The sequence below is a fragment of the Salirhabdus euzebyi genome, assembly GCF_014207435.1.
Taxonomy (GTDB): Bacteria; Bacillota; Bacilli; order Bacillales; family Alkalibacillaceae; genus Salirhabdus; species Salirhabdus euzebyi.
The window spans coordinates 287659-312859 of sequence record NZ_JACHGH010000005.1 but is presented as its reverse complement, the minus strand read 5'-3'; the positions used below and the strand labels follow the sequence as shown (position 1 = coordinate 312859).

The 25201-nt window shown below is 37.7% G+C and carries 26 protein-coding genes; 18 read left to right on the top strand and 8 right to left on the bottom strand.

Going from position 1 to position 25201, the window contains the following annotated elements:
• Positions 1-106: 106 nt before the first annotated feature.
• The gene (locus tag HNQ94_RS10525; protein ID WP_174495962.1) at positions 107-496 is read left to right on the top strand and encodes a hypothetical protein; all 390 of its coding nucleotides are present in this window, start codon (positions 107-109) and stop codon (positions 494-496) included.
• Positions 497-699: 203 nt separating this feature from the next.
• Here the strand turns inward: HNQ94_RS10525 and HNQ94_RS10520 are convergent, their stop codons facing one another.
• From HNQ94_RS10520 to HNQ94_RS10510, 3 genes are all read right to left on the bottom strand, one after another.
• Complete coding sequence (locus tag HNQ94_RS10520) at positions 700-2052, bottom strand: MATE family efflux transporter (RefSeq protein WP_246199974.1); 1353 nt, start codon at positions 2050-2052, stop codon at positions 700-702.
• A 378-nt stretch (positions 2053-2430) separates the two neighbouring features.
• On the bottom strand, positions 2431-3810 hold the full coding sequence (locus tag HNQ94_RS10515) for a Glu/Leu/Phe/Val family dehydrogenase (RefSeq protein WP_174495964.1): 1380 nt from the start codon (positions 3808-3810) through the stop codon (positions 2431-2433).
• 204 nt (positions 3811-4014) lie between these two features.
• The gene (locus tag HNQ94_RS10510) at positions 4015-4407 is read right to left on the bottom strand and encodes a hypothetical protein (RefSeq protein WP_174495965.1); all 393 of its coding nucleotides are present in this window, start codon (positions 4405-4407) and stop codon (positions 4015-4017) included.
• A gap of 250 nt (positions 4408-4657) precedes the next feature.
• Here HNQ94_RS10510 and adh point away from each other — a divergent pair, with 250 nt between their 5' ends.
• Together adh and HNQ94_RS10500 are read left to right on the top strand one after the other, a co-directional pair.
• On the top strand, positions 4658-6178 hold the full coding sequence (adh, locus tag HNQ94_RS10505) for an aldehyde dehydrogenase (RefSeq protein WP_174495966.1): 1521 nt from the start codon (positions 4658-4660) through the stop codon (positions 6176-6178).
• A gap of 30 nt (positions 6179-6208) precedes the next feature.
• Positions 6209-6541: a DUF779 domain-containing protein gene (locus tag HNQ94_RS10500; protein WP_174495967.1), complete on the top strand. Its 333-nt coding sequence runs from the start codon at positions 6209-6211 to the stop codon at positions 6539-6541.
• Positions 6542-6685: 144 nt separating this feature from the next.
• On the opposite strand, the gene HNQ94_RS10495 is transcribed toward HNQ94_RS10500, so the two are convergent.
• Positions 6686-7036, bottom strand: a complete 351-nt coding sequence (locus HNQ94_RS10495; RefSeq protein ID WP_174495968.1) for a helix-turn-helix domain-containing protein — start codon at positions 7034-7036, stop codon at positions 6686-6688.
• Positions 7037-7341: 305 nt separating this feature from the next.
• Here HNQ94_RS10495 and HNQ94_RS10490 point away from each other — a divergent pair, with 305 nt between their 5' ends.
• The 5 genes from HNQ94_RS10490 (at position 7342) to HNQ94_RS10470 (ending at position 10958) form a co-directional block, all read left to right on the top strand.
• A complete protein-coding gene (locus HNQ94_RS10490) occupies positions 7342-7968 on the top strand; it encodes a TasA family protein (RefSeq protein WP_174495969.1) in 627 nt (208 codons plus the stop codon).
• Positions 7969-8116: 148 nt separating this feature from the next.
• Positions 8117-8965, top strand: a complete 849-nt coding sequence (gene tapA / locus HNQ94_RS10485; protein WP_174495970.1) for an amyloid fiber anchoring/assembly protein TapA — start codon at positions 8117-8119, stop codon at positions 8963-8965.
• Complete coding sequence (sipW, locus tag HNQ94_RS10480) at positions 8946-9551, top strand: signal peptidase I SipW (RefSeq protein ID WP_174495971.1); 606 nt, start codon at positions 8946-8948, stop codon at positions 9549-9551. Before tapA ends, sipW begins: the two co-directional genes overlap by 20 nt.
• A complete protein-coding gene (locus HNQ94_RS10475; protein ID WP_174495972.1) occupies positions 9517-10266 on the top strand; it encodes an LPxTATN C-terminal sorting signal domain in 750 nt (249 codons plus the stop codon). The genes sipW and HNQ94_RS10475 overlap by 35 nt, the downstream gene beginning before the upstream one ends.
• A gap of 68 nt (positions 10267-10334) precedes the next feature.
• Positions 10335-10958 carry a TVP38/TMEM64 family protein gene (locus HNQ94_RS10470; protein ID WP_174495973.1) on the top strand — a complete coding sequence of 208 codons (624 nt, stop codon included), beginning with the start codon at positions 10335-10337 and terminating at the stop codon, positions 10956-10958.
• Positions 10959-11000: 42 nt separating this feature from the next.
• Here HNQ94_RS10470 and HNQ94_RS10465 read toward each other — a convergent pair whose 3' ends face one another.
• The 3 genes from HNQ94_RS10465 to HNQ94_RS10455 form a co-directional block, all read right to left on the bottom strand.
• Entirely contained in the window at positions 11001-11336 is a 336-nt protein-coding gene (locus HNQ94_RS10465; RefSeq protein ID WP_174495974.1) for a helix-turn-helix domain-containing protein, read from the bottom strand.
• Positions 11337-11494: 158 nt separating this feature from the next.
• Positions 11495-12445: a selenium metabolism-associated LysR family transcriptional regulator gene (locus HNQ94_RS10460; protein WP_174495975.1), complete on the bottom strand. Its 951-nt coding sequence runs from the start codon at positions 12443-12445 to the stop codon at positions 11495-11497.
• A 54-nt stretch (positions 12446-12499) separates the two neighbouring features.
• Entirely contained in the window at positions 12500-13552 is a 1053-nt protein-coding gene (locus tag HNQ94_RS10455) for a YeiH family protein (RefSeq protein ID WP_246199975.1), read from the bottom strand.
• Between the two features lie 240 nt (positions 13553-13792).
• On the opposite strand from HNQ94_RS10455, the gene HNQ94_RS10450 reads away from it, so the two are divergent.
• From HNQ94_RS10450 to HNQ94_RS10405, 10 genes are all read left to right on the top strand, one after another.
• Complete coding sequence (locus tag HNQ94_RS10450) at positions 13793-14116, top strand: UxaA family hydrolase (RefSeq protein WP_174495977.1); 324 nt, start codon at positions 13793-13795, stop codon at positions 14114-14116.
• A 1-nt stretch (position 14117) separates the two neighbouring features.
• Positions 14118-15290 (top strand): UxaA family hydrolase, encoded by a 1173-nt coding sequence (locus HNQ94_RS10445; protein WP_174495978.1) that lies wholly within the window; start codon positions 14118-14120, stop codon positions 15288-15290.
• A 236-nt stretch (positions 15291-15526) separates the two neighbouring features.
• A complete protein-coding gene (locus tag HNQ94_RS10440) occupies positions 15527-16471 on the top strand; it encodes a hydroxyacid dehydrogenase (protein WP_174495979.1) in 945 nt (314 codons plus the stop codon).
• Between the two features lie 35 nt (positions 16472-16506).
• Positions 16507-17568 carry an Ldh family oxidoreductase gene (locus HNQ94_RS10435; RefSeq protein ID WP_174495980.1) on the top strand — a complete coding sequence of 354 codons (1062 nt, stop codon included), beginning with the start codon at positions 16507-16509 and terminating at the stop codon, positions 17566-17568.
• 210 nt (positions 17569-17778) lie between these two features.
• On the top strand, positions 17779-18504 hold the full coding sequence (locus HNQ94_RS19750) for a FadR/GntR family transcriptional regulator (RefSeq protein WP_174495981.1): 726 nt from the start codon (positions 17779-17781) through the stop codon (positions 18502-18504).
• A gap of 105 nt (positions 18505-18609) precedes the next feature.
• Positions 18610-19587 (top strand): tripartite tricarboxylate transporter substrate binding protein, encoded by a 978-nt coding sequence (locus HNQ94_RS10425; protein ID WP_174495982.1) that lies wholly within the window; start codon positions 18610-18612, stop codon positions 19585-19587.
• Between the two features lie 113 nt (positions 19588-19700).
• The gene (locus tag HNQ94_RS10420; RefSeq protein ID WP_217423881.1) at positions 19701-21221 is read left to right on the top strand and encodes a tripartite tricarboxylate transporter permease; all 1521 of its coding nucleotides are present in this window, start codon (positions 19701-19703) and stop codon (positions 21219-21221) included.
• 46 nt (positions 21222-21267) lie between these two features.
• A complete protein-coding gene (locus HNQ94_RS10415; RefSeq protein WP_174495983.1) occupies positions 21268-21729 on the top strand; it encodes a tripartite tricarboxylate transporter TctB family protein in 462 nt (153 codons plus the stop codon).
• 206 nt (positions 21730-21935) lie between these two features.
• A complete protein-coding gene (locus HNQ94_RS10410) occupies positions 21936-22535 on the top strand; it encodes an REP-associated tyrosine transposase (protein WP_246199976.1) in 600 nt (199 codons plus the stop codon).
• A gap of 36 nt (positions 22536-22571) precedes the next feature.
• A complete protein-coding gene (locus HNQ94_RS10405; protein ID WP_174495984.1) occupies positions 22572-22739 on the top strand; it encodes a hypothetical protein in 168 nt (55 codons plus the stop codon).
• Positions 22740-23007: 268 nt separating this feature from the next.
• On the opposite strand, the gene recQ is transcribed toward HNQ94_RS10405, so the two are convergent.
• Entirely contained in the window at positions 23008-25176 is a 2169-nt protein-coding gene (gene recQ, locus HNQ94_RS10400) for a DNA helicase RecQ (protein ID WP_174495985.1), read from the bottom strand.
• Between the last annotated feature and the right edge of the window lie 25 nt (positions 25177-25201).

The following is a 25201-nucleotide window of genomic DNA, read 5'->3' as shown; positions in this document are numbered from 1 at the left end:
TAATTTTTCCATTTTTAATATTGGAAAGATTACTCCTTTTATTTTACTTTTTTAAGAATGAATATGAGAAAATAGGAAATTTTAAAGGAGAAGGAGGAATGATCAAATGAAAAAACTACTTTTAACAATCGGTACACTTTTAACAGTAAGCGTTCTACTTTTAGGCTTTAACACTGTCCAAAATGAGGGCGGAACCGATCTAGTGAAAGGCATTGACAAAGTGTTGGAAACGAATGAAAAACTGAAAAAGGCCGCGGATAAGAGTCCTGAAAATACGGCGAAGATTAACAAGCTTGGGAAAGAATTAGGAGAAAACTGGGACGTGATTGAAAAGCAAGTTGAAGAAAAATATCCTAAAGACTACATAAACATTGAGAAGAGTCTTTATCCTTTAATTGCTTATGCAAAGAAAGATAAGCCTGATGTGAAGAAAATCGTTATTTTAGCAGATGAAGTGAACGAAAAATTAGTGAATTTTAAGGAAAGGGTTAAGTAAACAGAAAATGAGGCTACAATCCATAAAGTGAAAATGGATTGTAGCCTTTGTTCATCAGTTAGTTCCTATTTATTTGGAGTTCCTTTGAAGATATCGGTACGTACGGGTGTGATATTAAGAGTTTCAGTTAAACTATCTGGAGTTGAGTTTGAGTTATCAATAGTACAGATATAAGTATCCGAATTTGTGCACTTTTTACTTTTCTACCTATTCCCTACGAATGATTTTCTTTCCCATACGCGTGATTTCCAACGTCTTAACATAATCAAGCCTCGTAGCCATTCGTCCGCAATGAACGAAATCCAGATCCCAATTAATCCCAACCCTAAAACAATACCTAGGAAATAAGATAAGGTTACGCTCACGCCCCACATCGATAGAATCCCCATGTAAACAGGGAATCGGACATCTCCAGCAGCGCGTAAAGATCCAATGACAACTAAGTTAAATGCTCTTCCTGGTTCAAGGATAATCGTCAAGAAGAGAAGTTGTGCACCAATCGTGATGATGTCTTGGTTATCGGTAAATATTCCAAATAAAGAATCGGCGAGTAGTGTGAAAAGAATTCCCATTAAAAACGATATGAGCATGGCGATTCGTAAGCTACGAATACATTGAACAAATGCTTTCTGATTCTCTTTGGCTCCTACATGATGGCCGACCAATATTTGTGTACCTTGACCTACAGCTACAGAGAATAGAAAAATAAACATCATTAAATTTTGGGTGTAGACTTTTGCTGTAATACTTTCTGTCCCCATCATATTAATAAAGTACATAATGACCATTTGAGAGGTTACGTAAGCTAAATGCTCCCCAGCAGCTGGAACACCAATTTCTAAAATGTTTTTCATATGTGCCTTAGGTAAATGGAAAAAGGACGCGATTGGCAATTTTACTTCCATCCGTTTCAATACGAGGAAGAATAAAACGACCAAGCCGATAGCTCTACTGATTACGGTTGAAATCGCTACCCCTGTTACTCCTAATTCAGGAAAACCAAGTACCCCAAAAATTAGAACAAAGTTACCAAACACATTAATAATGTTCATGCCGAGAGTTACGTACATTGCATCCTTCGTGAATCCATAGTTACGTAACACGACACTACACGTCATAATAAGTGCTTGAATAAAGGAGAATCCTCCTACGATTTGAAGATAGCTTCTTGCTTCTGCCATTAGTTCATTAGGTAGCCCCATCCAATTAAGAAACGTATCCGCAAAAATCACAAGCACTAAACTAAGGGCAACACCGAACAATAAATTGACAGTGATGGGAGTCGACGTTACTTCGGAAGCACTCTTATGTTTATTTGCTCCGATATATTGCGCGATAATAATCCCCGTTCCTGTTGCGACAAAACCGAACATCACAATGATAATTTGCAGAATTTGATTCGATACACCTACTGCAGCAACTGATTTATCAGAATACTGGCTGAGCATTAGCGTATCGGCACTTCCCATGAGCATGTGCAGTAAAAGTTCTATAAAAATCGGCCACGTTATGGCAAATAAGGTTAATTTTTTGGTGTTATTACTATGTGTACTCACTATTTTCAACCTCTCCATGTAATGCTGAAATCGATCTTAAAATCCGCTTCCATATAGGATATAACTTTTTTTCATTCTTGTCTCTATAAATGAATGGGGAATTAAAGGATATTTTGAGGTTAATGCATGTTGCCATAATTGGTGCAGGAGATTTATTGAAGGTTAGCAGGGAGTTATGAAAGGTTCACACAAAAAATTAAAGGGTTCATTGGAAGTTATAAGGAGTTGAGAAGAAATAATTAGGAGTTCAAAAGAAGTAATTAAGAATTCAGCGAAATGAATGGAAGGTTCATCTAAATTAATTAAGGCTAGCAGTATTTTATTGTCGCAAAAAGTAAGAAGTAGCAACCAGTTAAAAGGATGCTACTTCTTCACGTTTTAATATAACTTTCCTTGCCTATATAAAATGGTAGAAAGTTTCATAACGGCGTGGATATAACAGTTTTGACGAAGCGGGTATGGATCGCCGAAAAACTGCGGTAGAATGGTATCCATCGTCATTTTCATTTTATCGAAAAGCAATTTGAAAACTTCTTCCTCACTGTAAAATTGCGTTTCACGGCCTTGCAGCCATTCGAAGTAAGAGACGATAACCCCACCGGCATTGGCCAAAATATCAGGGATAATAATAACCCCTTTGTCACTCAAGTATTTATCTGCATCTCCTGTGACTGGTGCGTTGGCGCCTTCTACGATAATTTGTGCTTTAATTTTATCCATGTTATCTTGGTGAATTTGGTCTTCTAATGCAGCTAGAATCAGAACATCTACATCAAGGTAGAGAACTTCTTCTCGATCCAAAATGTTTGCTTTTATGTCATGTTCATCTAATTGTTCTGCAGTTGTAGGAAGGTCCCCTTTATTGTTGGATGTAAAATCAATTAAGGCTGGGATATCCAAACCTTCCGAGTTATATAACGTTACGTTCCGATCACTTACGGATACAACTTTATTTTGTATCGATGTACAGTTGTATGATTCAAGTGCTGCTATAGACCCTACATTCCCGAAGCCTTGAACAGCGATTTTTAAAGGCTTTTCTCCGAGGGATAGGGCAGTTTTGGCGAAAATGTTGTCCGTTTTCGTTAATAGGTCTTTTTGGTCTTTTAAGAAATTGTACAGCATGTAACGGAAAGTAAAGTAAACACCTTTACCGGTTGCCTCACGTCTACCTAAAGACCCACCGTTTACGACGCTCTTTCCAGTAAAGCTTCCTCTGTATGGTTCGCCGGGACGAATGCTTTTATATTCCGCCATCATCCAGTCCATTTCTTGATCTCCTGTCCCAACATCTGGAGCAGGAATGTCCTTGTCTGGTCCTAATATATCGCTAAAATAATGAACATACTTTTGGGCGATGGAGTGTAGTTCTTTGATAGTAAAGTCTCGGGGGTTAATACTTACGCCACCTTTACCACCACCAAAAGGAACTTCATGCAAGGCATTTTTTAGTGTCATGAGAGCAGCAAGGTTACTCACTTCTTCTTCATTAACGGATTCGTGAAAACGAATACCACCTTTATAAGGTCCAAGTGTATTATTATGTTGAACCCGATAAGATGGAATTCGGGCAATTTTTCCATTTTCTAATGCGATACGTAAAAAGGATTTATGAATATGGTTAGGAGTAGAGAGGATAGACGCTAATGACGTAAATGCTTGCGCTCTCGTTTCCCCTTGTAAATCTGGTAAAAAGGATGGATCCTCCAATAAAGCATCCAACGAATACTGGACAATAGCCCCAGTCTGATTAGACATAAAATGTGTACCTCCTAAAAAGCAGTGCCTGTCACCGCCCGAAATTTGTCGAACACGATAATTTTCACTATATACAAGTATAGTATGGGATATGTAATACAATTATTAAACGTTGGACATGACTTTTTTCGTTTACCCTTCTATAAAGGTATATAAACAAAAACACCACGGAATGATGTATTCTATGGTGTTTAAAAAATTATTTTATTCAAAAACGGTATACATTAAGTCTTCAAATTCCCAATCTGACATTTCGTACTCATCGATATCAGACCAAACCACTTCAAATTCTTCCGTAACCGGATCCACTCCAAACTGAATACAAACATTCACTGTGTCTCCCATGTATTCTGCTTTTCCATTGAATTCTACAATGTGCTCATCCTCTTCGGATAAGAAATATTCCCACTTTGGAGCACTGAAGAAGTCGTTAAAAGAACGGCCAACATAATCATTCGGATAATCGTAAAAATTACCCTCTGTTACAATGCTAACGTAAGGATCTTGGCTACTCGATTTAGTTTCAATGGTTTCGGTACACGCGGCTAAAACCAGTAATAAGATGAGTGAAGATAAGAGTAGTGTAAGTTTTTTCATTTCTCGTTGCCCCCAATATATAAGTGTCTAGTAAAATATGACTATATTATAGCATGAACTGCACGGGGATTTATTTCGATTTTCGAACTTTTTTAATCTATCAATAAATTAGTTGGAGAAACAAACAGATAATTAGAAAACTAGTACTAAAAGGGCCAATAACTTTATATAGTGTATTAATAGTTTTCATCTTAGTTTTTACAGGTTAATAATGTAAGCGATTACAATTATATTTTTAGGGGGAATCGAAATGAAGTATGAAGTGCCAAATCGACCAGGTGCTGTGGTGCAGTTTCGGGATCGTTATGACAATTTTATAGGAGGGGAATGGAAGCCACCGGTTAAAGGGCAGTATTTTGAAAATGTATCACCAGTTACAGGAGAAGTGTTTTGTGATATTTCCCGTTCGACTGCTGAAGATGTAGAGCTTGCGTTGGATGCGGCCCATGAGGCAAAGGGAAGTTGGGGGAAAACGTCTCCAACAGAACGAGCAAATATATTAAATAAGATTGCAGATCGCATGGAACAAAACATAGAAAAGCTTGCAGTTGCAGAAACGTGGGACAACGGAAAAGCTGTTCGAGAAACTCTTGCTGCGGATATTCCTTTAGCGATTGATCATTTCCGTTATTTTGCTAGTGCCATTCGTGCACAAGAGGGCGGTATCAGCCAGCTAGATGATGATACGGTTGCGTACCATTTTCATGAGCCACTTGGAGTAGTCGGCCAGATTATTCCGTGGAATTTTCCAATCTTAATGGCCACTTGGAAGCTAGCACCTGCTTTGGCTGCCGGTAACTGCGTAGTTATGAAACCAGCAGAACAAACGCCTGCGTCTATTCATGTTTTACTAGAATTGATTCAAGATCTTATTCCACCTGGGGTAGTGAACGTAGTTAATGGATTTGGATTGGAAGCTGGGAAGCCGTTAGCGTCTAGTAGTAGAATTGCCAAGATAGCCTTTACTGGTGAAACAACTACGGGAAGACTAATTATGCAGTATGCTTCGGAAAATATTATTCCGGTAACGCTAGAGTTAGGTGGAAAGTCACCAAATATTTTCTTCAAAGATGTGATGGATGAGGATGATGCTTTCCTGGATAAAGCGTTGGAAGGTTTAACGATGTTCGCGTTGAACCAAGGGGAAGTATGTACGTGTCCATCCAGGGCGTTAATACATGAATCGATTTATGATGAGTTTATGGAAAGAGCATTGAAGCGGGTAGAGGCAATAAAAATAGGTCATCCGCTAGATACAGAAACGATGATGGGGGCACAGGCTTCTACAGAGCAAATGGAGAAAATCACTTCCTATTTAGACATCGGTAAGCAAGAGGGGGCAAAGGTGTTAATAGGTGGGGAAAAGAACCATTTAGCTGGGGAGCTGATGAACGGGTTTTATGTAAAGCCAACGATTTTTGAGGGGAACAATAAGATGCGAATTTTCCAAGAAGAAATTTTTGGACCTGTACTTTCTGTGACAACTTTTAAAGATGATGAAGAAGCATTAGCGATTGCAAATGATACGTTATATGGACTTGGTGCTGGGGTATGGTCACGTAATTTCCATACAGCATACCGGTTTGGACGGGATATTGAAGCGGGACGCGTATGGACAAATTGCTATCATGCTTATCCGGCTCATGCAGCCTTCGGTGGATATAAAAAATCCGGAATTGGTCGAGAAAACCATCAAATGGTGCTATCTCATTACCAGCAAACGAAAAACTTGTTAGTAAGTTATAGTAAGAATGCTCAAGGATTCTTTTAAGAATGGACTGTATAGAAAGGGTGGGAAAACTTGGTGGAGAAAGAAAAGGTGATTGCAACGGAAGCAGCCATTGAATTGATTGAAAAACTGAAAGAACAACATGGGCCTTTAATGTTTCATCAATCTGGTGGCTGTTGCGATGGAAGCTCACCTATGTGTTATCCCCGTGGCGAATTTCGAATTGGGAATTCCGACGTTCAGCTAGGATTTATCGGTGATACACCCTTTTATATGTCTAGGGATCAGTACGAGTATTGGAAGCACACACAGCTTATTATTGATGTAGTCGATGGGCGAGGCGGCATGTTCTCGTTGGAAGGGCCTGAAGGGAAGCGATTTTTGACTAGGTCTCGCGTGTTTTAATAGGAAGTAATAGAAAAGTTTTATAGAGAAAGTTCACGGAAACGATCACTTGTGTGGTCGTTTTTGTTTTGTAAAGGGTTTTGTTCTTATATAAGAATGTTCTTATTTGAGAACAAATAGTCATTAATATTACTCTTGTTACAACTATAACTTTTTTTCTTCCTCTATATTATTTTTCCAATTTTTAAATTTGATGTAGGTCTGGAACTCATGAAAGTCTTTTTTCGTTAAACCAATCTCCATTGCCTGTTTAATTAAACCAACCCATTCATCGTCTAACCAATTGTCTTCACCTGATTTCTCTTCATCAATTAATACTTCAACAGTTATGTCTAATGTAGAAGCAATTTTAGATAAGAGATGTAGGGAAGGGTTTTGTTTCAAGTCCCGTTCTAAGTTACTGAGATAGGATTTAGATATTTCCGATCGTTTTGCCAATTCAGAAATTGAATAGCCTTTTAACTCTCTATAATGTTTAATTTTTTTTCCGATCATTTTGTGCTCCTTGTAAATTTTATAGTTTAAGACAATTACCTCAACATATTCATTATAAAGAATGTTTGGTTCTTAATAAAGTATAAAAATATAAGAAAATGAAAGTAAATGAGAGTAAACTACTCCCTTTGTGTTCTTAATTAAGAAATAAGGCTGAATATGAAGGTTTTCAAAACATATAACATCGTTTAAACTCAGTTTGTGGTTCTCAGTTAAGAACAAAATGTACGCAACAACGATTTTGTCTCTTACTTAGCTAAGAGTCCAAAATAAATAATTTGAATTAATCAGGGAGGAAGTAAAACATGAGTATTAAGAAAAAGCTTGGCCTAGGTATCGCAGCAGCAACACTTGGAATTTCTTTAGTGGGAGGAGGTACATACGCTTATTTTAATGACACGGATGTGTCAACTAACACTTTTGCAGCAGGAACATTAGATTTAGAAGTTGATCCTACAGTTATTTTTGACGTGGATAACTTAAAACCTGGTGACTATATGCTAAGACATTTTGACTTGGAAAATAAAGGGACACTTGATATTGCAAGAGTACTTCTAGATACTTCTTATACTGTTACAGATACACAAGGTGACAATGGATCTGCAGATTTTGGTGAGCACATTGTGGTTAAGTTTCTTGTGAACAAAGGACATAGTGAACATTGGTTTGATAATGATCAATATACAGTAATCTCTGAAAAATCATTAAAGCAACTCTCTAATACAACAGAAGAGGATCTTGCTGTTGAATTAGAAGATTGGTTCTTCGGTTCTGACTATCCACAAGATGGAATTCCAGCAGGTAAAGAAGATGATCTTTATGTGAAAATTGAATTTGTAGACAATGAGCAAGACCAAAATGTATTCCAAGGTGACTCATTAGAGCTTGAATGGACATTCACTGCTGAGCAAGAAGAAGGAGAAGAAAAGTAATTCTCTTTAAAAATGAGAAAGGTGGTTTTTTCCACCTTTCTCACAATTTCAATTAAGGAGTAATTTTGTTTTCTCAAAAAATTTAAAGTGTTTTATTTATATATTTTTTGATAAAGCAAAATTATTTTCACAGATATGGGGGATTACAATGAATAATAGCCGCCTTCAGAGGTTTAGGAAGAGAAGAAAGTTTATTTTTGTTAGCAAGATAATAGCTATATGGTATATGGCTATTATTAGTATTGTTTATTTCTCCTCTAGCACGGGTGCTTATTTTAATGTTTCTAAAATTAATACTGCTACTATTCAGGCAGGTGAGTGGTGGGATAAAAGCAACCTAGTCTTTGTGCGCGATAATCAAGGTGTTGATGTTTATCAAAGTTGTAAACCTGTAGAAATTTCAGCTATTGTCAAAAATGATTCAAATATAGCTATGATTGGATCTACGGAGTATGAAGTGCATCATCATCTAAAGAAAGAGCCAGAAAAAGGGGAAAGCACAATCGTAGGATCAGGGACAATAAATCCGTTAAATGGAAATGAATCTATAACACTTACGTTAACAGCTGATCAAGAGGGTGATTATCAATTTAAGGTTTTCCAAAGACCAGGATACAATGATAATTATGAAAATAGAACAGCTATATGGGATAGAAAAATTAAAGTTAATTGCCAACAAGGTTCAAATGTAAATTCAGAAGAAGAAGTCATAAATAAGGATGAAAATTTGGAAGTCGAAGAAAATCCAGTGGATGTACCGGAACATATAGAAAATGAAGAGTTGAGTGAAAGTAATCCGCCTGAAAATGTAGATGATGAGAGTCAGATTGAAGAAGAATCTAACTCTGATGGTACTACCGATGGGGAAAAACAAGAAGAAAATCTACCAAAAGAGAATGATGTAGATAATCAACAAGAGAATTTAGAGGAACAACCTGAAGAAGAGCAAGACTCGACTGAGGAAGGTGAAACAAATAATGAAAATCAAACTGAATAAAACAAAAGTAATGAAGTGGTTTAACCACATATCTACAGTTTTACTTTTTACTATTCTAATTGGTTTGTTATTCATGGTCATTATTTCAAAAGCCTCTGGAGGCGAGCCGAAGATTTTTGGATATCAGTTAAAGACTGTGCTTTCCGGCTCAATGGAACCAGGGATTAAAACAGGTTCCATCATAGCTGTTAAGCCCGGTGGAGATATGACACGTTTCAAGGAAAATGATGTTATTACGTTTATGGAAGAGGAAGGTTATCTTGTAACCCATAGAATTACGGAAGTTGTGAAAAGTGGGGAACAAACTCTTTATAGAACAAAAGGAGATAACAATGACGCAGAGGATTTAAATCCTGTTCTTTCTGATAATGTTGTAGCGGAATATACTGGTTTCACGATTCCTTATGTAGGTTACTTTATTGATTTTGCCCAGTCTAAAAATGGGGCGTTTCTATTATTGATTCCAGGCTTAATACTTCTCGGATATGCAGGATTTATCTTTTGGAGGACGTTGTCTGAAATTGACGTTTCTAATAAAAGAGGTTCTAAAAATGAAAAATCAGAAGCATCACCTAATCAGACTTGATTACTTGGAATATTCCTTGTTTAAAGGGGGGGAAGTTGTGAAAAAGGCTCTTATAAAAGGGTTAGGAATCATGATTATGATATTTCTATACATGATATGTTTTCCTGTAAGTGCTGTATCAGGATCACCTAATAGTTTGAATGTAGTAGACATAGAAACATCGGCGGGAGAATATTTATTCGATGTAAAGAACTTAAAACCTGGTGATTGGGCTCCACGAACCATTGTTGTGAAAAATAATGGTGAACAGGATTTTACTTATGTTACATCTATAGAAAATACCGGTCCAGAAAAGTTGTTTGGGGAGTTGCTATTAGAAGTTAGTGATTCTTCAGGAGAGATATATAATGGGAAACTAGTTGACTTTAATGGATTAGGTCAAAGGAGTTTAGCGGTTGGTAGTGAAGAAGAATTACATCTTACCGTGAGGGTACCTGAGCATCTTGGGAACGATTATCAAGGGTTAGATGCGAAATTCTTATTACAATTTACTGCAGAGGGAAAACCTGTTGAAAACAATGATGAAGACGAAAATAACGGGGAAACGCCGGTTGATAAAGAAACAGGTGGAGACGGGACTTCGGGTGGTTCTGAATTACCTGACACTGCAACTAACATGTTCAATCTCTTGTTAGGTGGAGGCGGATTACTCCTTGCAGGTGGATCGTTGTACTTATTGCAAAGGAATAGAAAAGCAGATAAAAAACATAGCTAATGAACCTTGATTTGCATTAAACCAATCAAGGTTCTTTTTTTAGGAAGCTGTTATGAGGAGGTGATTGTATGAAGAAGTTATTGACTATTGGCAGTTATGGTATTCTGATAGTTTTGCTCATTGGAAATAAGGAGGCTTTTTTATCGTTGATTAGGTCTGGTGAGGAGTTTTCCATGGTTATTAGTGGAATGTTTTTTGCCCTGTTGGTATTTTTTCCGATTGTGCCATTTGTTGTACCAGCTGGTATTACTGGAGCTTCTTTTGGAATATTAACAGGATCTATGATCATTGTAGTTGGGGTTATGGTTGGAACTATTTTGATGTTCTTAATGGCAAGATACGGTTTTCAGGATTTTGCACAAAAGGTACTATCGAAATATGAAAAGGCTAGGCAATATGAAGAGTTTTTTGAAAGGAATGCTTTTATCACAATTTTAAGCTTGAGGGTATTTCCTGTAATACCAACACCTATTGTGAATATATTATGTGGGGTATCAAAGGTAAAGCTATATACATATACGATAGGGAGTTTGCTTGGTAAACTTCCAAGAATTATTATATTCACTGTTGCAGGATACCAGGCTACTGAAAACATGTTCAGTACAACTGTGATTTATATCGTTTACTTTCTCGTTATGGCAATTGTTGTGGGGCATACATTAAAACAACAAAATAGACATGTCCAAGTATAAGTCCAATTAAGCGATCATTGAACGTATTTTTTCATTGATCGCTTAACCTTTGTCGTTATTCACTTTCCATTTACTAAATTCAATAAAATGCCTAAATTCTTCTTTTGAAATACCTGAATTTCTTACTTCGTTAACTAGCTCTAACCATTCAGTATCAAGTGATTCATCTTGTAGATTACTAGACTCACCGTGCAAGATTGTATCCACAGATACACCTAAAACTTGTGAAACCTTTTCAATAACTTGAATCGAAGGATTGCTTTGAAGATTTCTTTCTAAGGAGCTAATATAAGACTTTGCTACATCTGCTTCTGTAGCTAATTCTGAAACGGACATTCTTTTTTGCTCGCGGTACTTTTTTATGCGATGGCCAATCATAATCATCACCTTCCTACATATTAAGATACTATATTTTGCCATAGTTTTAAATTGAAAGCTTTATATTATTCATAAATGTAATCTTATTTACATAATTCGGATTTATTTACCAATTTGTGGGGGTAAAAATAAAAAAAGACTAAATTATTTTAGCCTTTTTAAACAACAAAATTCTTATATAGTTTTTCGTAATCATTTTTATTCTTACTATCACCAAAATACTTAGTAATAAAAGATAGGAAGGATTCGCTTTGGATGGATAGGTCGTCCTGATCATAGACGGAGTAGAATTGTCGATTCAGCGTGATACCTTCAATAGAAATTGCCTTTAATGATTTTAGTTGTAATTCCTTTCGAATAGCCGATTTGGAAATAATGGATACTCCCATACCTGATTCTACGGCCGATTTAATAGATTCTGTGTTCTCTAACTCTAAAATGACGTTAAGTTTAGAGGGGTCTAGGTTGTTTTTCCGTAAGTGCTCTTCCACGACTTGTCTCGTTCCAGACCCTTGTTCTCGCAGGATAATGGGAAGAGAAAATAAGTCATTTGGTGCAATAAAGTTGTTGTCGCTAATAAGTATGTGAGAGTAGTTCTGAGGGGCAATAAGAACGAGTTCGTCTTCTAAAAATGGCTTTTGAACGAAATCTGGATAGGAGATCATCGATTCAATAAAGCCGATATTAATTTCTTTGTTTTTTAAATGTTCGATTATATTTTGGGAATTTAATATACGTAAGCGGATGTTTACTTGAGGATATTCCTTGATGTATTGGCCGAGTACATAGGGGAGGACGTGCTCCCCTATTGTTCGGCTGGCTCCAACTAAAAGTTCCCCGTGAACCGATTCGGAAAGAAGTTCAATTTCTTTTTCTGCTTGATTCACGAGCTTTAAAATCTTATCCGCATTTTGAAAAAGAAGTTCTCCCGCTGGTGTTAAGGAGATCTTTTTTGTTGTGCGTTCAAATAGTTTAATGTTCAAATGATCTTCCAACTGCCGAATTTGCAAGCTAACAGATGGCTGTGATAAATGCAGGATTTTAGCTGTCTCTGAAAAGTTCTTCTTCGTTGCAGCTGTATAAAATACTTTCAAATGTTCTAAATTCATCTTTTTTCAACCCCACATATTTTCGACATAATTCGGGTGGTGACAGGCACCCCCTTAAAGCAGGAGAAGTAGTGGTCCAATTGCGGCTAGTGCTGCGAAGCCTAGGACGCCGACGATGACAGGTTTGATGCCTACTTGTTTGAAGTCGCCGAAGTTGATGCTTAACCCTAAACCTGCCATTGCCATAGCTAGCAAATATACGCTTGCGTCTATTAGCACTTCGGTAACCGCTAACGGAATGATGTTTACTGTATTAACAACACTCATTGCTAGGAAACCAAATATGAACCATGGTACAGGTAGATTTTTTAGTCCCTTTTTTTGCGTTGTTTCTTCCTTATTATCCTTAGAAAACATATACCCCAATACGAGAGCTACTGGAATTAATAAAGCAACACGCCCCAGTTTGGTTAAAATAGCGTTATCCATACTTACTGCTTCTCCTGGTACAGCTGCTGCTATAACGTGCGCCAACTCATGTAAAGTTGCACCGACTAATATCCCATAATTTTCCGGATCCAACCCAAGAACAGGGAAAAGGAGAATGTAAATGATTGCTCCAACTGTTCCCAAAATCGCAATACAAGCTACTGCTAAAGCAGTGAATTCCTTTTTACTTTTAATGACAGATGATACGGCAACAATGGCGGCGGCTCCACAAACAGCTGTTCCAACAGCAATTAGAGCGGACAAGTGTTTATCAACCTTGAAAACGCTTCCTAAATATATCATGACAGCTAGTGTAAATACGATAACAATAGAATCTATTAAAATAAGGGAAAGCCCCGCATCATAAATTTGCTGTAGGTTAAGCCTTAACCCCATTAAAATGATCCCAAGTCTCAATAAGTATTTACTACTAAATCCAATCCCGACGGATGCACTCGTTTGTACACCCATTAAACTTTTCCAGCTCATTCCTAGTAAAATGGCAATAATCATAATTCCCATAATAGAGAAAAAAGGTAGATTCGTAATTTGATCAGCTACAATTGTGATGATTAAAGTAAGTATAAGTCCTTGCGATAACCCTTTAAAATACTTTTTCCTATCTTCAGTAAGGAAAGGGGTTGGTTGATTCGTTTGTACTTGATTACTTGTTTCCAATTTTTCTTCCCCCTTTGGATAAATAGTGTCTTTTACCACATTACCATAAAAATGGGGGCAGAAATTATTGGCTTTTTTTATATTATTTATTAAAAATCCTAATATGTCAAAATTTTGCGAATATATTGTACAATTCCTGAGCGTATGCTTTAATGGGGTTGAATCAAATTGGTTGGACCAAACAACCATTGACCACCAACCAACGTATTAGTTTTTTTAATAAATGAGGAGGGGACTATAATGGCTAGAGAGGTTCATGTTATTGACCCGAAGGATAACACGGGTACAGTTATTAGTCGTACAATGACTGCTGGAAGAGAAGTGGAAGTAGAAGCTGGTGGAGAAGTGAAGATGGTAAAAGTGTTAAAGGACATCCCTTATGGACACAAAATTGCGGTTCGTTCAATTAAAAAAGGGGATACGATTTGGAAATATGGCCTAAGTATCGGTACAGCACTAGAGGATATTGAAGTTGGGGACCATGTCCACATTCACAATATAGAGAGTAACAGAGGACGCGGTGATTTATTTAAGGAAAAAGCTAATGCAGGGGAGAGTGTATAAGATGGGTTATTTTAACGGTTATGTTCGTCCAAATGATACAGTTGGTGTTCGAAACACGTTACTGATTTTATCTGGAACAGTTTATGCAAATTCAACTGCAGAGCGTGTGGCAGCTACAATAGAAGGTGCAGTAGCTATTACGCATCCACTTGGAAGATGTCAGGTGCGTCCAGATTTACGAAACACTTTTAATACTTTAGTCGCAACAGGTAAAAATCCAAATGTTGGGGCAGTTGTGGTTATTGATCATTTCCGAGAAGAAGGCTGTACAGCAGATGAAATTGCTCATGAAATTCGCAAAACAGGTAAGCCAGTGGAGGTAGTGAATATTCGTAAGGCACACGGTGCAATTGAAGCAACTGCGGAAGCAACTCGTAAAGCGATGCTGTTAAAGCGTAAGTTGTCTGCTCAAGTTCGTGAAAAAGTAAGCGTTTCCAACTTGCTGCTTGGTTTAAACTGTGGAACGTCTGACACAAGTTCAGGTATTGGATCTAACATGGCATTAGGCTTTGCTTCAGACAAAATTGTCAACCAAGGTGGACGCTCCATTTTAGCGGAAACGATGGAGCTAATGGGGGCAGAAGGTTATCTACGTGAACGCTCTGTGAACCCAGGTGTTGGCGATAAGATTGTTGGATATATTGATCGAATTGAAAGACGTGCTCTAGCAAGTGGGGAAGACATTCGTGGTTCTCAGCCTACTGGAGATAACATCGTTGGTGGTTTAAGTACGATTGAGGAAAAATCACTTGGTGCTTACATGAAGTCCGGAAGTGCTCCAATTATTGATGGTTTAGATTACGCACAAGTTTGTGAGAATAGAGAGCCAGGAGTATATGTAATGGACACACCGGGTCATGGCAGTGAGTCGATTACTGGTATTGCTGCAGGTGGCGCACAAGTGCTTGTGTTTAGTACAGGTGGTGGGCATACCATTTCCCATCCAATTATGCCGACGATTAAAATTACTGGTAACGGCGAGTCATTCCAATTCATGGAGGACACAATGGAGCTAGACTTAAGTGGTATTTTTGAAGATAAGTTAACTATAGAGCAAGCGGGCGACCTAGTGTATGACGAAATACTAGAAACGTGTAATGGGAAGTTAACGAAAGCGGAAATTTTAAAAGAACAAACAGGATTTGCGATTCACCGAGTTGGAATTAGTATTTAAACAACAGTTATATAGGGGTCAAGATAGGGTGTTTGAGCCGATATCACATAAATGAGCTGAAATATCGCTCATATGCAAAAAGATATCACTCTAGCAGCTAAATATTTCACTCATGCAGAAATATTTAGCAAAAAAAGCACCAATCTAATGGGTGCTGGCATAAACTGAATTCGATTGCGCTTCTTAGGCAGCACTCAAAGCCCCTAAGTACTGTACCTCATTATAGGAGGGTAAATATGAAAATTGTCATAACGGAATTGATCTGGCCGAATGGGCTAGAATTACTTGAAAAGTATGGAGATGTGGAATATGATCCTTCTTTGTGGTCCGATAGAGCTACATTGTTGGAGAAGGTGAAAGATGCAGACGCAATAATCGTGCGGAATCAGACGCAGGTAAATGAGGAATTACTAGGTGCTGCTTCCAACTTAAAGGTTGTTGGTAGATTAGGGGTTGGGTTAGATAACATTGATATTCCAGCGACGAAAAAGAGAGAAGTAAAAGTAGTGTTTGCAAAAAATGCGAATGCGACTTCGGTTGCGGAGTATGTTTTCTCTGCGATGTTTGATGCGAGTCGGAACCTTTCGAAAGCAAACGATGATGTTCACTTAGGAAATTGGAACCGTAAGCAATTTACGGGCTCTGAAATATGTGGGAAAAAGCTTGGTCTCATAGGTTTGGGAGAAATTGCGCAACGGGTTGCTAAACGCGCTCAGGCTTTTGGGTTAGATGTTTTAGGGTATGATCCATTTGTATCAAAATTTGATTTTGTTTACAACGAATTAGGGGTAAAGCAGGTTTCCTTAGAGGAACTTTTATCACATTCTGATTTTATTTCCATGCACGTTCCGTTAACGAAGGGGACAAAGGATCTTATTGGTGCGAAGGAAATGGAACAAATGAAATCGACCGCCTATTTAATCAATTCATCACGTGGTGGGATTATTAATGAAGCGGATTTGCTAGAGGCCGTTACGTTAAGCAAAATTGGTGGTGCTTACTTGGATGTCATTGAGCAGGAGCCAATTAAGCCAACTAATCCACTGTTAACGAATGAGAAAATTATACTTACCCCTCACATCGCTGGTCTCACGGAAGAAGCGCAAGTAAGAACATCAGAACTTGTAGCGGAGGAAGTTGGAAAGGTGCTAGAAGGAAAACAAGCGCTTTGCACCGTATAATTACGTAATAGATTACTAGATTAGGGGGGATATGCTTGCCAACCTACCAAGCAGAAGATTTAAAGCAATTTGGTCAACACGTATTTGAGGCTATTGGTGTAGAGGAAGAATATGCAAGAGTGGCCGCTGATGCATTAGTTCGGGCAAATTTAGAAGGTGTCGATAGCCACGGGATTAGCCGGTTAGGCATTTATGCGAAAAGAATGAATGAAACGAAAACGATAAATGCGAATCCTAATATAAAGGTAGAAAAGAAGGGTGAATCTGTCTTATTAGTAGACGGAGATAACGGACTTGGGCAAATTACGAGCTATGTAGCTATTCAAGAAGGTATTAAACTAGCAAAAAAGACCGGGGTTGCTGCCATCGGCGTACGTAACAGTAATCACTTCGGTACGGCCTCTTACTTTTGCCAAAAAGCATGTGAAGAGAATGTTGCTGCCATGGCATTCACGAATTCACCTCCTGGGATTGCTCCGTGGGGTGGTATCAAACCATTTTTTGGAACGAATCCGATTGCTTTTGGTTTTCCAACAGATGATGAGAAGCCTGTCATTATTGATATGTCCACTAGTGTTGTTGCGAGAGGGAAAATCATTTTAGCAGCAAAACAAGATGAATCCATTCCTAAAGGTTGGGCAATCGATTCAGAAGGTGTAGAGACGGAAGATCCGAATGAGGCTTTACAAGGTGCTGTATTACCGGTTGGTGGAGCAAAAGGATACGCGCTTGCCTTAGCGGTAGAAATTTTAACAGGTGTATTATCAGGTGCTGCTTTTGGCCCAAACGTAAAAAATATTTACAGTGAAACAGTGGAACAAGCAAATGTTGGGCACTTTTTCATATTGATGGATGTGGAAAAATTTATGCCGATTGAACAGTTCCAAAAAATAATGGAGATTTTCCTTGAAGATATGAAGGAAATGCCGAAACAGGATGGTGTGGATGAAATTTTATATCCTGGAGAGCGTCGTAATCGTGAATATACGAAACGTTTGGCGTCTGGGATAACGATTTCTGAACAAGTAAAAGAAGAATTACAATCCCTTGCCACAGCTGTACAGGTTGATTTTCCTAAGGAAAGAGTAAATGCATAAATTTTATATAATTTTTTTAAATAAATATTATAGGAATTTCGTATAATACAAGTTTTCGGAAAATATTGAATAGTTAGATACAATTCTATACTATTTGAATTATAATTGGTTGGGTCATCCGACCAATTACCTTAAAAAGGGGGGAGTTATGCAGATGAAGAAATTGTCCTTCGCCTAGTATGGCTGGGATGAAGCGAAGAGGTGTGATCCGTGTATGAAGGTTTTAAATTAAATCGCAAAGGTATTTCAAGTGTTGTTGGGGATTACATTAAGCAATTGATTCATGAAAACAAGTTTAAGCCTGGGGAAAAGCTTCCGGCAGAGAGACAAATGGCAGACCTATTAAATGTCAGTCGAAACTCTGTGCGCGAGTCCTACAAAATATTAGAAGCAATGGGTTACTTAACGATTAAACACGGTGATGGGGTATACGTTTCGAGTAAAGATGAGCACCTCAATAAAATTGCTAGCTCCTTTTTCCTCGGAACGGAAGATATTGTTGATTTGTTTGCGATTCGTAAAGTGTTAGAAGTCAGTGGTATCGATTGGGCTGTCAATCATATTACCGAAAGCGAATTGAATGAACTTGTTCATATCGTGAACACATCTAAGGAGTTAGTCCGTGAAAATGCTAACGTAGAGCAAATTGCAAATCTTGATCAAAAATTTCATTTAACACTAGCGAGAATTTCTAAAAATACGTTTTTAGTCCGAATTATGATTAGTTTAATTGACTTACTTGAGGAATCCAGAATTCAGTCAATGAAAATTGTTGGGAGAGTAAGTCAGTCCATTCAAGAACATACGGAAATTATAGAAGCTTTACGATTAGGTGACAAGCTTCTTGTTAAAAAAGCAATGACACACCATTTAGAGAGCGTCGAGCGTTCACTTCTTACTAATCTATCCTCATCTGAGAGTTCCAGCACTAATTAAATTTTTTTCCGCAAAAATGTTAACGCTTACAAAAAATTTAAACATAAATCCATGAATATGATGGAAAAGGAAAGAATTACTTTCCTAATTAAGAGGAGGAATTTGATGAAAACAAAATGGTTGGCTTTAGTGTTTGTGCTTTGTGGTCTATTTGTTTTAGGGGCATGTGCCAATAGTGCAGGAAGTACGGAAGATCCAGAAGATTACCCATCCAAGAAGATAACGTATAGCATCCCGTTTGATCCAGGTGGTCAATCAGATGTGGAAGCAAGACGTCAACAGCCGTATTTAGAGGAAGCGTTAGGACAGAGTGTTGTTATTCAGTATAAGCCTGGTGGCGGTGGTTCTGTTGGTTGGACCGAATTAGTGGATAAAGATCCTGATGGATATTTCCTATCTGGTATGAATATTCCACACATTATTTTGCAGCCATTATCCAATGATGATACAGGTTATGAAACAGAAGATATCGTTCCAGTAGCAATTGTTCAGGCGACACCTATTGGTATCGCTGTTTCAAAGGATAGTGACATTAACTCATTAGCAGATCTAGTGGAAAAAGCGAAAGCTAATCCAGGTTCTGTTACTGCAGCTGGATCAGGTACTTATTCTGGCCATCACTTAGCTTTCTTGCAGCTACAAGATTTAGCTGGAGTTGAGATGCAATATATTCCGTTTGATGGTGCAGCACCGTCCGTTCAAGCGTTTTTAGGTGGAAATACAGAGGTCCTTTTTGCGAACTCCAGTGACCTCGTGAAGTATGCGAAAGATATGAAAATTCTTGCGATTGGTTCTGAGGAAACATTTAAGCCACTTCCAGACGTACCGACAATTAAAGCAGAAGGTTACGACATGACTGCTGGTATTGACCGTGGAGTAGCTGTACCACCTGGAACAGACCCAGCGATTATCGCTAAGCTAGAAAAAGCATTCTTAGACATTTTAGATGAACCTGGTGTCATGGATGAAATGTATGCAGAAGGCTTTGAGCCGAAGAAAATGGGCCATGATGCAGCGGTTGAGTACATTGCTACGAAAAAAGAACAATACTCAAGAATTTTAGAAGAGGTTAAAGGAAACTAAGGTTTTAATATGGAGAGACGTCCAAATCCCCAGTAAGTTTGGGGATGGGCGTCCATTCCAATTAAAAGATAAAGAGAAAAGATAGATAGAAATATATATTGGGAGGTGGGAGAGTGTTAGAGTTTCTTCCTGACATAATCAGTTCACTAACAAATCCTATCAATTTACTGCTCATGTGTGCAGGGGTAATAGCGGGTATTATCGTTGGAGCCTTACCAGGGTTGACGGCAACGATGGCGCTGGCATTATTATTACCTTTTACCTTTACGATGCAGGCAGATACATCATTAATTACACTTGGTGGTTTGTATATTGGTGGGATCTATGGTGGATGTATTTCAGCCATTTTAATCAATACACCTGGTACACCATCTGCCATTGCTACGACCTTCGATGGTTATCCAATGACCAAAAAAGGGAAGGCAACCCAAGCATTAATTGCAGCGGCAGTTAGTTCCGGGATTGGGGGGGTAATAGGGGGTCTTGCTCTCCTATTCCTTACACCTCTGTTAGCAACTTTAGCATTACGTTTTGGTCCTCCAGAGTATTTCTGGATTGCCATGTTAGGTTTAACGATGATTGCAACGTTATCTTCTGGTTCTATGTTAAAAGGTTTAATGGGTGGAGCGGTTGGTCTCCTCATTAGTACGATTGGTATTTCCCCAGTTGGTGGTGAGTCGAGATATACTTTCGGTTTTTCGCCACTACAAGCAGGGTTAGAATTAATCGTTATTTTAATCGCCTTTTTCTGTATACCAGAAGTCATAGGAATGATTGAGAGTAAGATAAAACAAAAGAAGAATAAAGAAGTGAAAAAAGAACGAGGAGTCGCAAGAAAGCTTTTTTTCTACATTATTAAAAGGCCAATATTAGTTATTCGTTCCTCTATCATCGGTATTATTACTGGTATTATCCCCGGTGCTGGTGGAAACGTAGCGGCCTTATTATCTTATGATGCGGCTGTTCGTTTTTCAAAAGATAAAAAGGAATTTGGTAAAGGAAAAGTGGACGGGGTTGTTGCTTCGGAAGCTTCTAACAATGCGGAAGTAGGCGGATCCTTAGTTCCTTTACTTTCATTAGGTATTCCAGGAGCTCCACCTGCTGCAATTATTTTAGGGGCATTGATGATGCAAGGTATTCGACCGGGTCCTGATTTGTTAGAGGAGCACTCTGGTCTCGTTTATACCTTCTTAGTAGCCTTTATTGTAGCCAATGTTGTCATGTTGATATTTGGTCTTATGGGCTCTAGATATGTAGGGAAAGTCATATCCCTTCCTGTTTATTATTTAGCTCCTTCCATTGTGTTCTTAACTATTGTCGGTTCGTATGCAATTCGAAATAACTTTTTAGATGTAGCCTTGATGATTGGTTTTGGTCTTTTAGCTTATGTGATGAAGAAAGTAGGGTTTAATCCAGCTCCGATTGTACTAGGATTAATTCTTGGTCCAATCGCAGAAAGAGGATTAGCTCAATCTATGCTAATGGCAAAAGCATCTGGGAACACATTTGAATTGTTCTTCACACGCCCAATTTCAGTCGTGTTAATTGCACTATGTATCCTATCAATAGTAGGACCACTACTAAGCACAATCTTCAGATCTAAGTCAAAAATAGATGAAGAGATCCAGGGATAAGTGCCTGTCACCACCCGAATTTTGCCGAATGGAAGGAGAGTAAGTAATGCAAAGGGTTAATCATGATATTGTTTCTTCTATTATATTTATTTTTGTTGCTGCTTTTGCTCTATGGGAGACACGCGGGCTCTCTGAGATGAGTTATGTGTTCCCGAGAACTGCAGGAATTATACTATTAGTCTGTAGCATCATTTTCTTTATTAAAAGCATTATTAAAAAAGAAGATAAAAAGGCTTTTGATGATATTAATAAACGAAAAGTTATGGTGATGAGCTTAGGTATGATTGGTTACCTTATCGTCATTGGTTTAGTTGGATTCCTCATTGCGAGTATTATTTATATCTGGGCTTTCTGCTTCTATTTACAAAGAGATGAGAAGGAGAAAAGCAATAAAAGCAAAATGCTTCATGCAGGAATTACAGCATTTGGTGTGAGTATATTTTTCTTCGTTCTATTTAAATTTGTATTTGCTGTACCATTACCTCCAGGGATCTTTTTTGGAGGGTAGGATGTAAGAGAGGCTTGGACACATTGTTTAAGCCTCTTTTTTATATCGTGCCTGTCACCACCCGAAATTTGTCGAAGGATAGCCTGTTGTGTAAATAGGTAAAATAAGATAAAATAAACGAGAACAAACGTTCCTCTTTTAACCCTTCGTTCTAGTCCTCATAATCTTCATGTAAGAAAAAACAAAAATAGAAAGAGAGGTTTCACATGGGAAGAAAACTCCGCACATGGATCCCAGAATATTTCTATCACATTGTTTGTAGAGGTATTCGGCGTGATGCGCTTTTTAAAGACACTCATGACTTCCAAACTTTCTTATACATTCTCCAAAAAGTACATGAAAACACCCCCTTTGAAATAGCTTCTTATTGTTTAATGACGAATCACTTTCACCTCCAGCTTCGCTCCAAAGAGCAACCAATATCCAAAGTTATGGCGTTGATCAACAAACGTTACGCGAACTATTACAACACAAAATATAATTTGACTGGACATGTATTTGAAAAAAGATATTTTGATGACATGATTAAAACTGAAATTGGCATGTTGGAAGTAAGTCGGTATATTCACCTAAACCCACTAAAGGCCAAAATCGTCAATCGTTTAGGGGATTATCAGTGGAGTAGTTATCCATATTTTCTACTGAGAGGAAAGACAATCATACCGAACTACATGAAAGTAGATTTGCTTCTCTCTACATTTGACTCTCACCAAAATGTGTTTAGTAGTTATAACGATTTCATAGAAAATTTTGATGGAGACAAAGATCTTTTGAATAGGATTTTACTTAGTAAAGTGAATAGTTGAATATGATATAATAATCCAAAGGTGGTTGGTTATCTCATGGAGAAAATGTTAAGTGAAATTATTTCGAAAATTGATTTTTTACAATCTGATATGAATGAAATGAAAAAAAATATAAAAGGTCTCAAAACAGATGTAGGCGACCTGAAAATAGAACTTAAAACTGGGCAGGATACTTTAATGAAACAAGTTGCTGAAAACAACTGAATCATGAGCGAGAATAAGTGACTTAGCAGCTAAAGTACAGGAATTAGATATAGATATGAAAATTGTTAAGAAAACAATTACACAATAAATAACAAACTCCTCCTCATTCTGATGAATGGGGAGGAGTTTTTTTTATTTTAAGAAAGTTTAACTTTGGTAAAGGATGAAAGTATAAGAAAAACTAAGGCTTTCGCCATAATGACTTGGTGACAAGCCAAGTTTTTCTAATTTGATTTATTTCGACAAATTTCGGGTGGTGACAGGCACGTCATTTTACAGGCACGTCGTTTTTACAGAGTACTGCTTGGATGGTGAAGTAGTCTATGTTTTCGGGTAGTGCTTCTTTGATTGTTTTTAATCGGTCTTCTTCACAGTTGTTTTTGGCTTCCAGTACTAGTTGTTCTACGTCTTCTGAGAATATTTCCTCCCAATTAATTGGTTGACCTTCTTTTACACTGCGAATGATGTGCCCTTGAACAGTTATTGTTTTGTTGCCTCTTGATTGTGCTATTTCTTCTATCGTAAGTCCTTCCCTAAATAGTTGATAGGAAATGAGGTGGCTTGGCATGTCTTCAAATCTATCTTCTAAGTCTATTGTGTTAACAGGTTTCGCTTTTATAGGGCTAGGTGTAGTCTGGGATTGATTTGCGATTACTTCCTTTTCGTTCACATAATATTGAATAGTTTCCAAAAACTTCGCACCGTATTTTTCCAATTTTGCTTGTCCTACTCCACTAATTTTCAAAAAGTTGTGCTCATCAGTAGGATAGTTGCTTGCCATTTCTTTTAACGATGCGTCTGAGAATACGACATATGGAGGAACAGATTCTGTATCTGCCAGTTCTTTACGTAAAGCTCGTAATAAATCAAATAACTCTTGATTTTCTTCGGTAGTAGTTTCTTCTTCAACTGTCTTCATTTTTTTGTACACTTGTTCTTGCCCAGTTAATACATCATAGGCTTTTGTTGTTAAGCGGACTACAGGGAATTTACCATCAGATAAGGCCAAAAAGCCTTCTGCCGTTAAATATTGAATTAAGTCTACGATATCTTTTTCCCGTTGTTTTTTCATTAATCCGTATGTGGATAATTTATGGAATTGTAGTTCTTTTACCCGTTTATTGTTTGATCCTTTTAACACTTGCGCGACTAATGTCGTCCCAAAGCTTTCTCTCATACGTTTAATACAGGAAAATACCATTTGAGCTTCTGTAGTGATGGCTACTTTCTCCCGTTGATCACTACAGTTACTGCATTTTTCACAGTCCGAGTAATTGGTTTGGTCACTAAAATAATGTAAAAAATGAGAATGAAGGCAGCTTTCGGTATGGCAATAGTCAACCATTTGTTTTAATCGGCTATATTCTTTTGTTCGTTGGGCCTCATCGAGCTGACTTTCTTCTATTAAAAACTTATGAATTTGTACGTCCTGTGGGGAAAAGAGTAGATAGCAATCACTTTCTTCACCGTCTCGTCCTGCTCTTCCTGCCTCCTGATAATAAGCTTCAATATTTCTAGGCATATTATAGTGAATCACATATCTGACGTTTGATTTATCAATCCCCATCCCAAAGGCGTTGGTGGCAATCATCACAGAAATATCATCTAAAATAAAAGCCTCTTGTGCTCGTTGCCGTTCTTTTTCGGATAAGCCAGCATGATATTTTTCAACGGATAGGTTTTTCTTTTGTAAGTATTCATATAGCTGGTCTGCGTCTTTTCTTGTAGATGTGTAGATGATCCCAGAATCTTTTTTATGCTTTGTCAAATAATCTAAGGTAAAATCCTTTTTATTTTCTCCTTTTAAAACGTGAAAAGAGAGATTTTTTCTTGCAAATGTTGTTAAAACGGTATTATCTTCAGATATGTTCAGCAAACCTCTAATGTCTTCTGCAACTTCTTCTGTAGCTGTTGCAGTAAGAGCGACAACGACGGCCTGGCGACTGATGTTAAACAAGTTGTTAACGACAGAGCGGTAGCTGGGACGGAAATCATGTCCCCAATGGGAAATACAGTGGGCCTCATCAAATGCAATTAATGAAATGTCTAATGTGCGTAGGGTACTCGCAAAAGCAGGGGATTCCAATCGCTCAGGGGCAATAAATACCATCTTATATTCACCGGCCCGAATATTATCTACGCGCTCTTTATATTCATTCGTCGTCAAACTACTATTAATATACGTAGCAGGAACACCCGCTGCATGGAGTGCATCGACCTGATCCTTCATTAGCGAAATAAGAGGGGAAATAATAATGGAAACACCAGGAAAAATCATTGCTGGAATTTGATAACATAAGGATTTCCCACCACCTGTAGGCATGATACCAAGTGTATTTTTCTTATGTAATATACGTTGAATGATTTCATCTTGCCCTTCTCGGAAAGAAGAAAAACCAAAAGATTCTTTTAAAATTTGTTTTGCTGTATGTATCATCGCAACCACCTATTGTTTTTGTTTG

What these genes read in the sequence shown, in the direction of transcription:
- HNQ94_RS10525 (WP_174495962.1), top strand. Translation starts at nt 107, where the DNA reads ATGAAAAAACTACTTTTAACAATCGGTACACTTTTAACAGTAAGCGTT.
- HNQ94_RS10515 (WP_174495964.1), bottom strand. Translation starts at nt 3,810, where the DNA reads ATGTCTAATCAGACTGGGGCTATTGTCCAGTATTCGTTGGATGCTTTA.
- HNQ94_RS10510 (WP_174495965.1), bottom strand. Translation starts at nt 4,407, where the DNA reads ATGAAAAAACTTACACTACTCTTATCTTCACTCATCTTATTACTGGTT.
- adh (WP_174495966.1), top strand. Translation starts at nt 4,658, where the DNA reads ATGAAGTATGAAGTGCCAAATCGACCAGGTGCTGTGGTGCAGTTTCGG.
- HNQ94_RS10495 (WP_174495968.1), bottom strand. Translation starts at nt 7,036, where the DNA reads ATGATCGGAAAAAAAATTAAACATTATAGAGAGTTAAAAGGCTATTCA.
- HNQ94_RS10490 (WP_174495969.1), top strand. Translation starts at nt 7,342, where the DNA reads ATGAGTATTAAGAAAAAGCTTGGCCTAGGTATCGCAGCAGCAACACTT.
- tapA (WP_174495970.1), top strand. Translation starts at nt 8,117, where the DNA reads ATGAATAATAGCCGCCTTCAGAGGTTTAGGAAGAGAAGAAAGTTTATT.
- sipW (WP_174495971.1), top strand. Translation starts at nt 8,946, where the DNA reads ATGAAAATCAAACTGAATAAAACAAAAGTAATGAAGTGGTTTAACCAC.
- HNQ94_RS10475 (WP_174495972.1), top strand. Translation starts at nt 9,517, where the DNA reads ATGAAAAATCAGAAGCATCACCTAATCAGACTTGATTACTTGGAATAT.
- HNQ94_RS10470 (WP_174495973.1), top strand. Translation starts at nt 10,335, where the DNA reads ATGAAGAAGTTATTGACTATTGGCAGTTATGGTATTCTGATAGTTTTG.
- HNQ94_RS10465 (WP_174495974.1), bottom strand. Translation starts at nt 11,336, where the DNA reads ATGATTGGCCATCGCATAAAAAAGTACCGCGAGCAAAAAAGAATGTCC.
- HNQ94_RS10460 (WP_174495975.1), bottom strand. Translation starts at nt 12,445, where the DNA reads ATGAATTTAGAACATTTGAAAGTATTTTATACAGCTGCAACGAAGAAG.
- HNQ94_RS10450 (WP_174495977.1), top strand. Translation starts at nt 13,793, where the DNA reads ATGGCTAGAGAGGTTCATGTTATTGACCCGAAGGATAACACGGGTACA.
- HNQ94_RS10445 (WP_174495978.1), top strand. Translation starts at nt 14,118, where the DNA reads ATGGGTTATTTTAACGGTTATGTTCGTCCAAATGATACAGTTGGTGTT.
- HNQ94_RS10440 (WP_174495979.1), top strand. Translation starts at nt 15,527, where the DNA reads ATGAAAATTGTCATAACGGAATTGATCTGGCCGAATGGGCTAGAATTA.
- HNQ94_RS10425 (WP_174495982.1), top strand. Translation starts at nt 18,610, where the DNA reads ATGAAAACAAAATGGTTGGCTTTAGTGTTTGTGCTTTGTGGTCTATTT.
- HNQ94_RS10415 (WP_174495983.1), top strand. Translation starts at nt 21,268, where the DNA reads ATGCAAAGGGTTAATCATGATATTGTTTCTTCTATTATATTTATTTTT.
- HNQ94_RS10410 (WP_246199976.1), top strand. Translation starts at nt 21,936, where the DNA reads ATGGGAAGAAAACTCCGCACATGGATCCCAGAATATTTCTATCACATT.
- HNQ94_RS10405 (WP_174495984.1), top strand. Translation starts at nt 22,572, where the DNA reads ATGGAGAAAATGTTAAGTGAAATTATTTCGAAAATTGATTTTTTACAA.
- recQ (WP_174495985.1), bottom strand. Translation starts at nt 25,176, where the DNA reads ATGATACATACAGCAAAACAAATTTTAAAAGAATCTTTTGGTTTTTCT.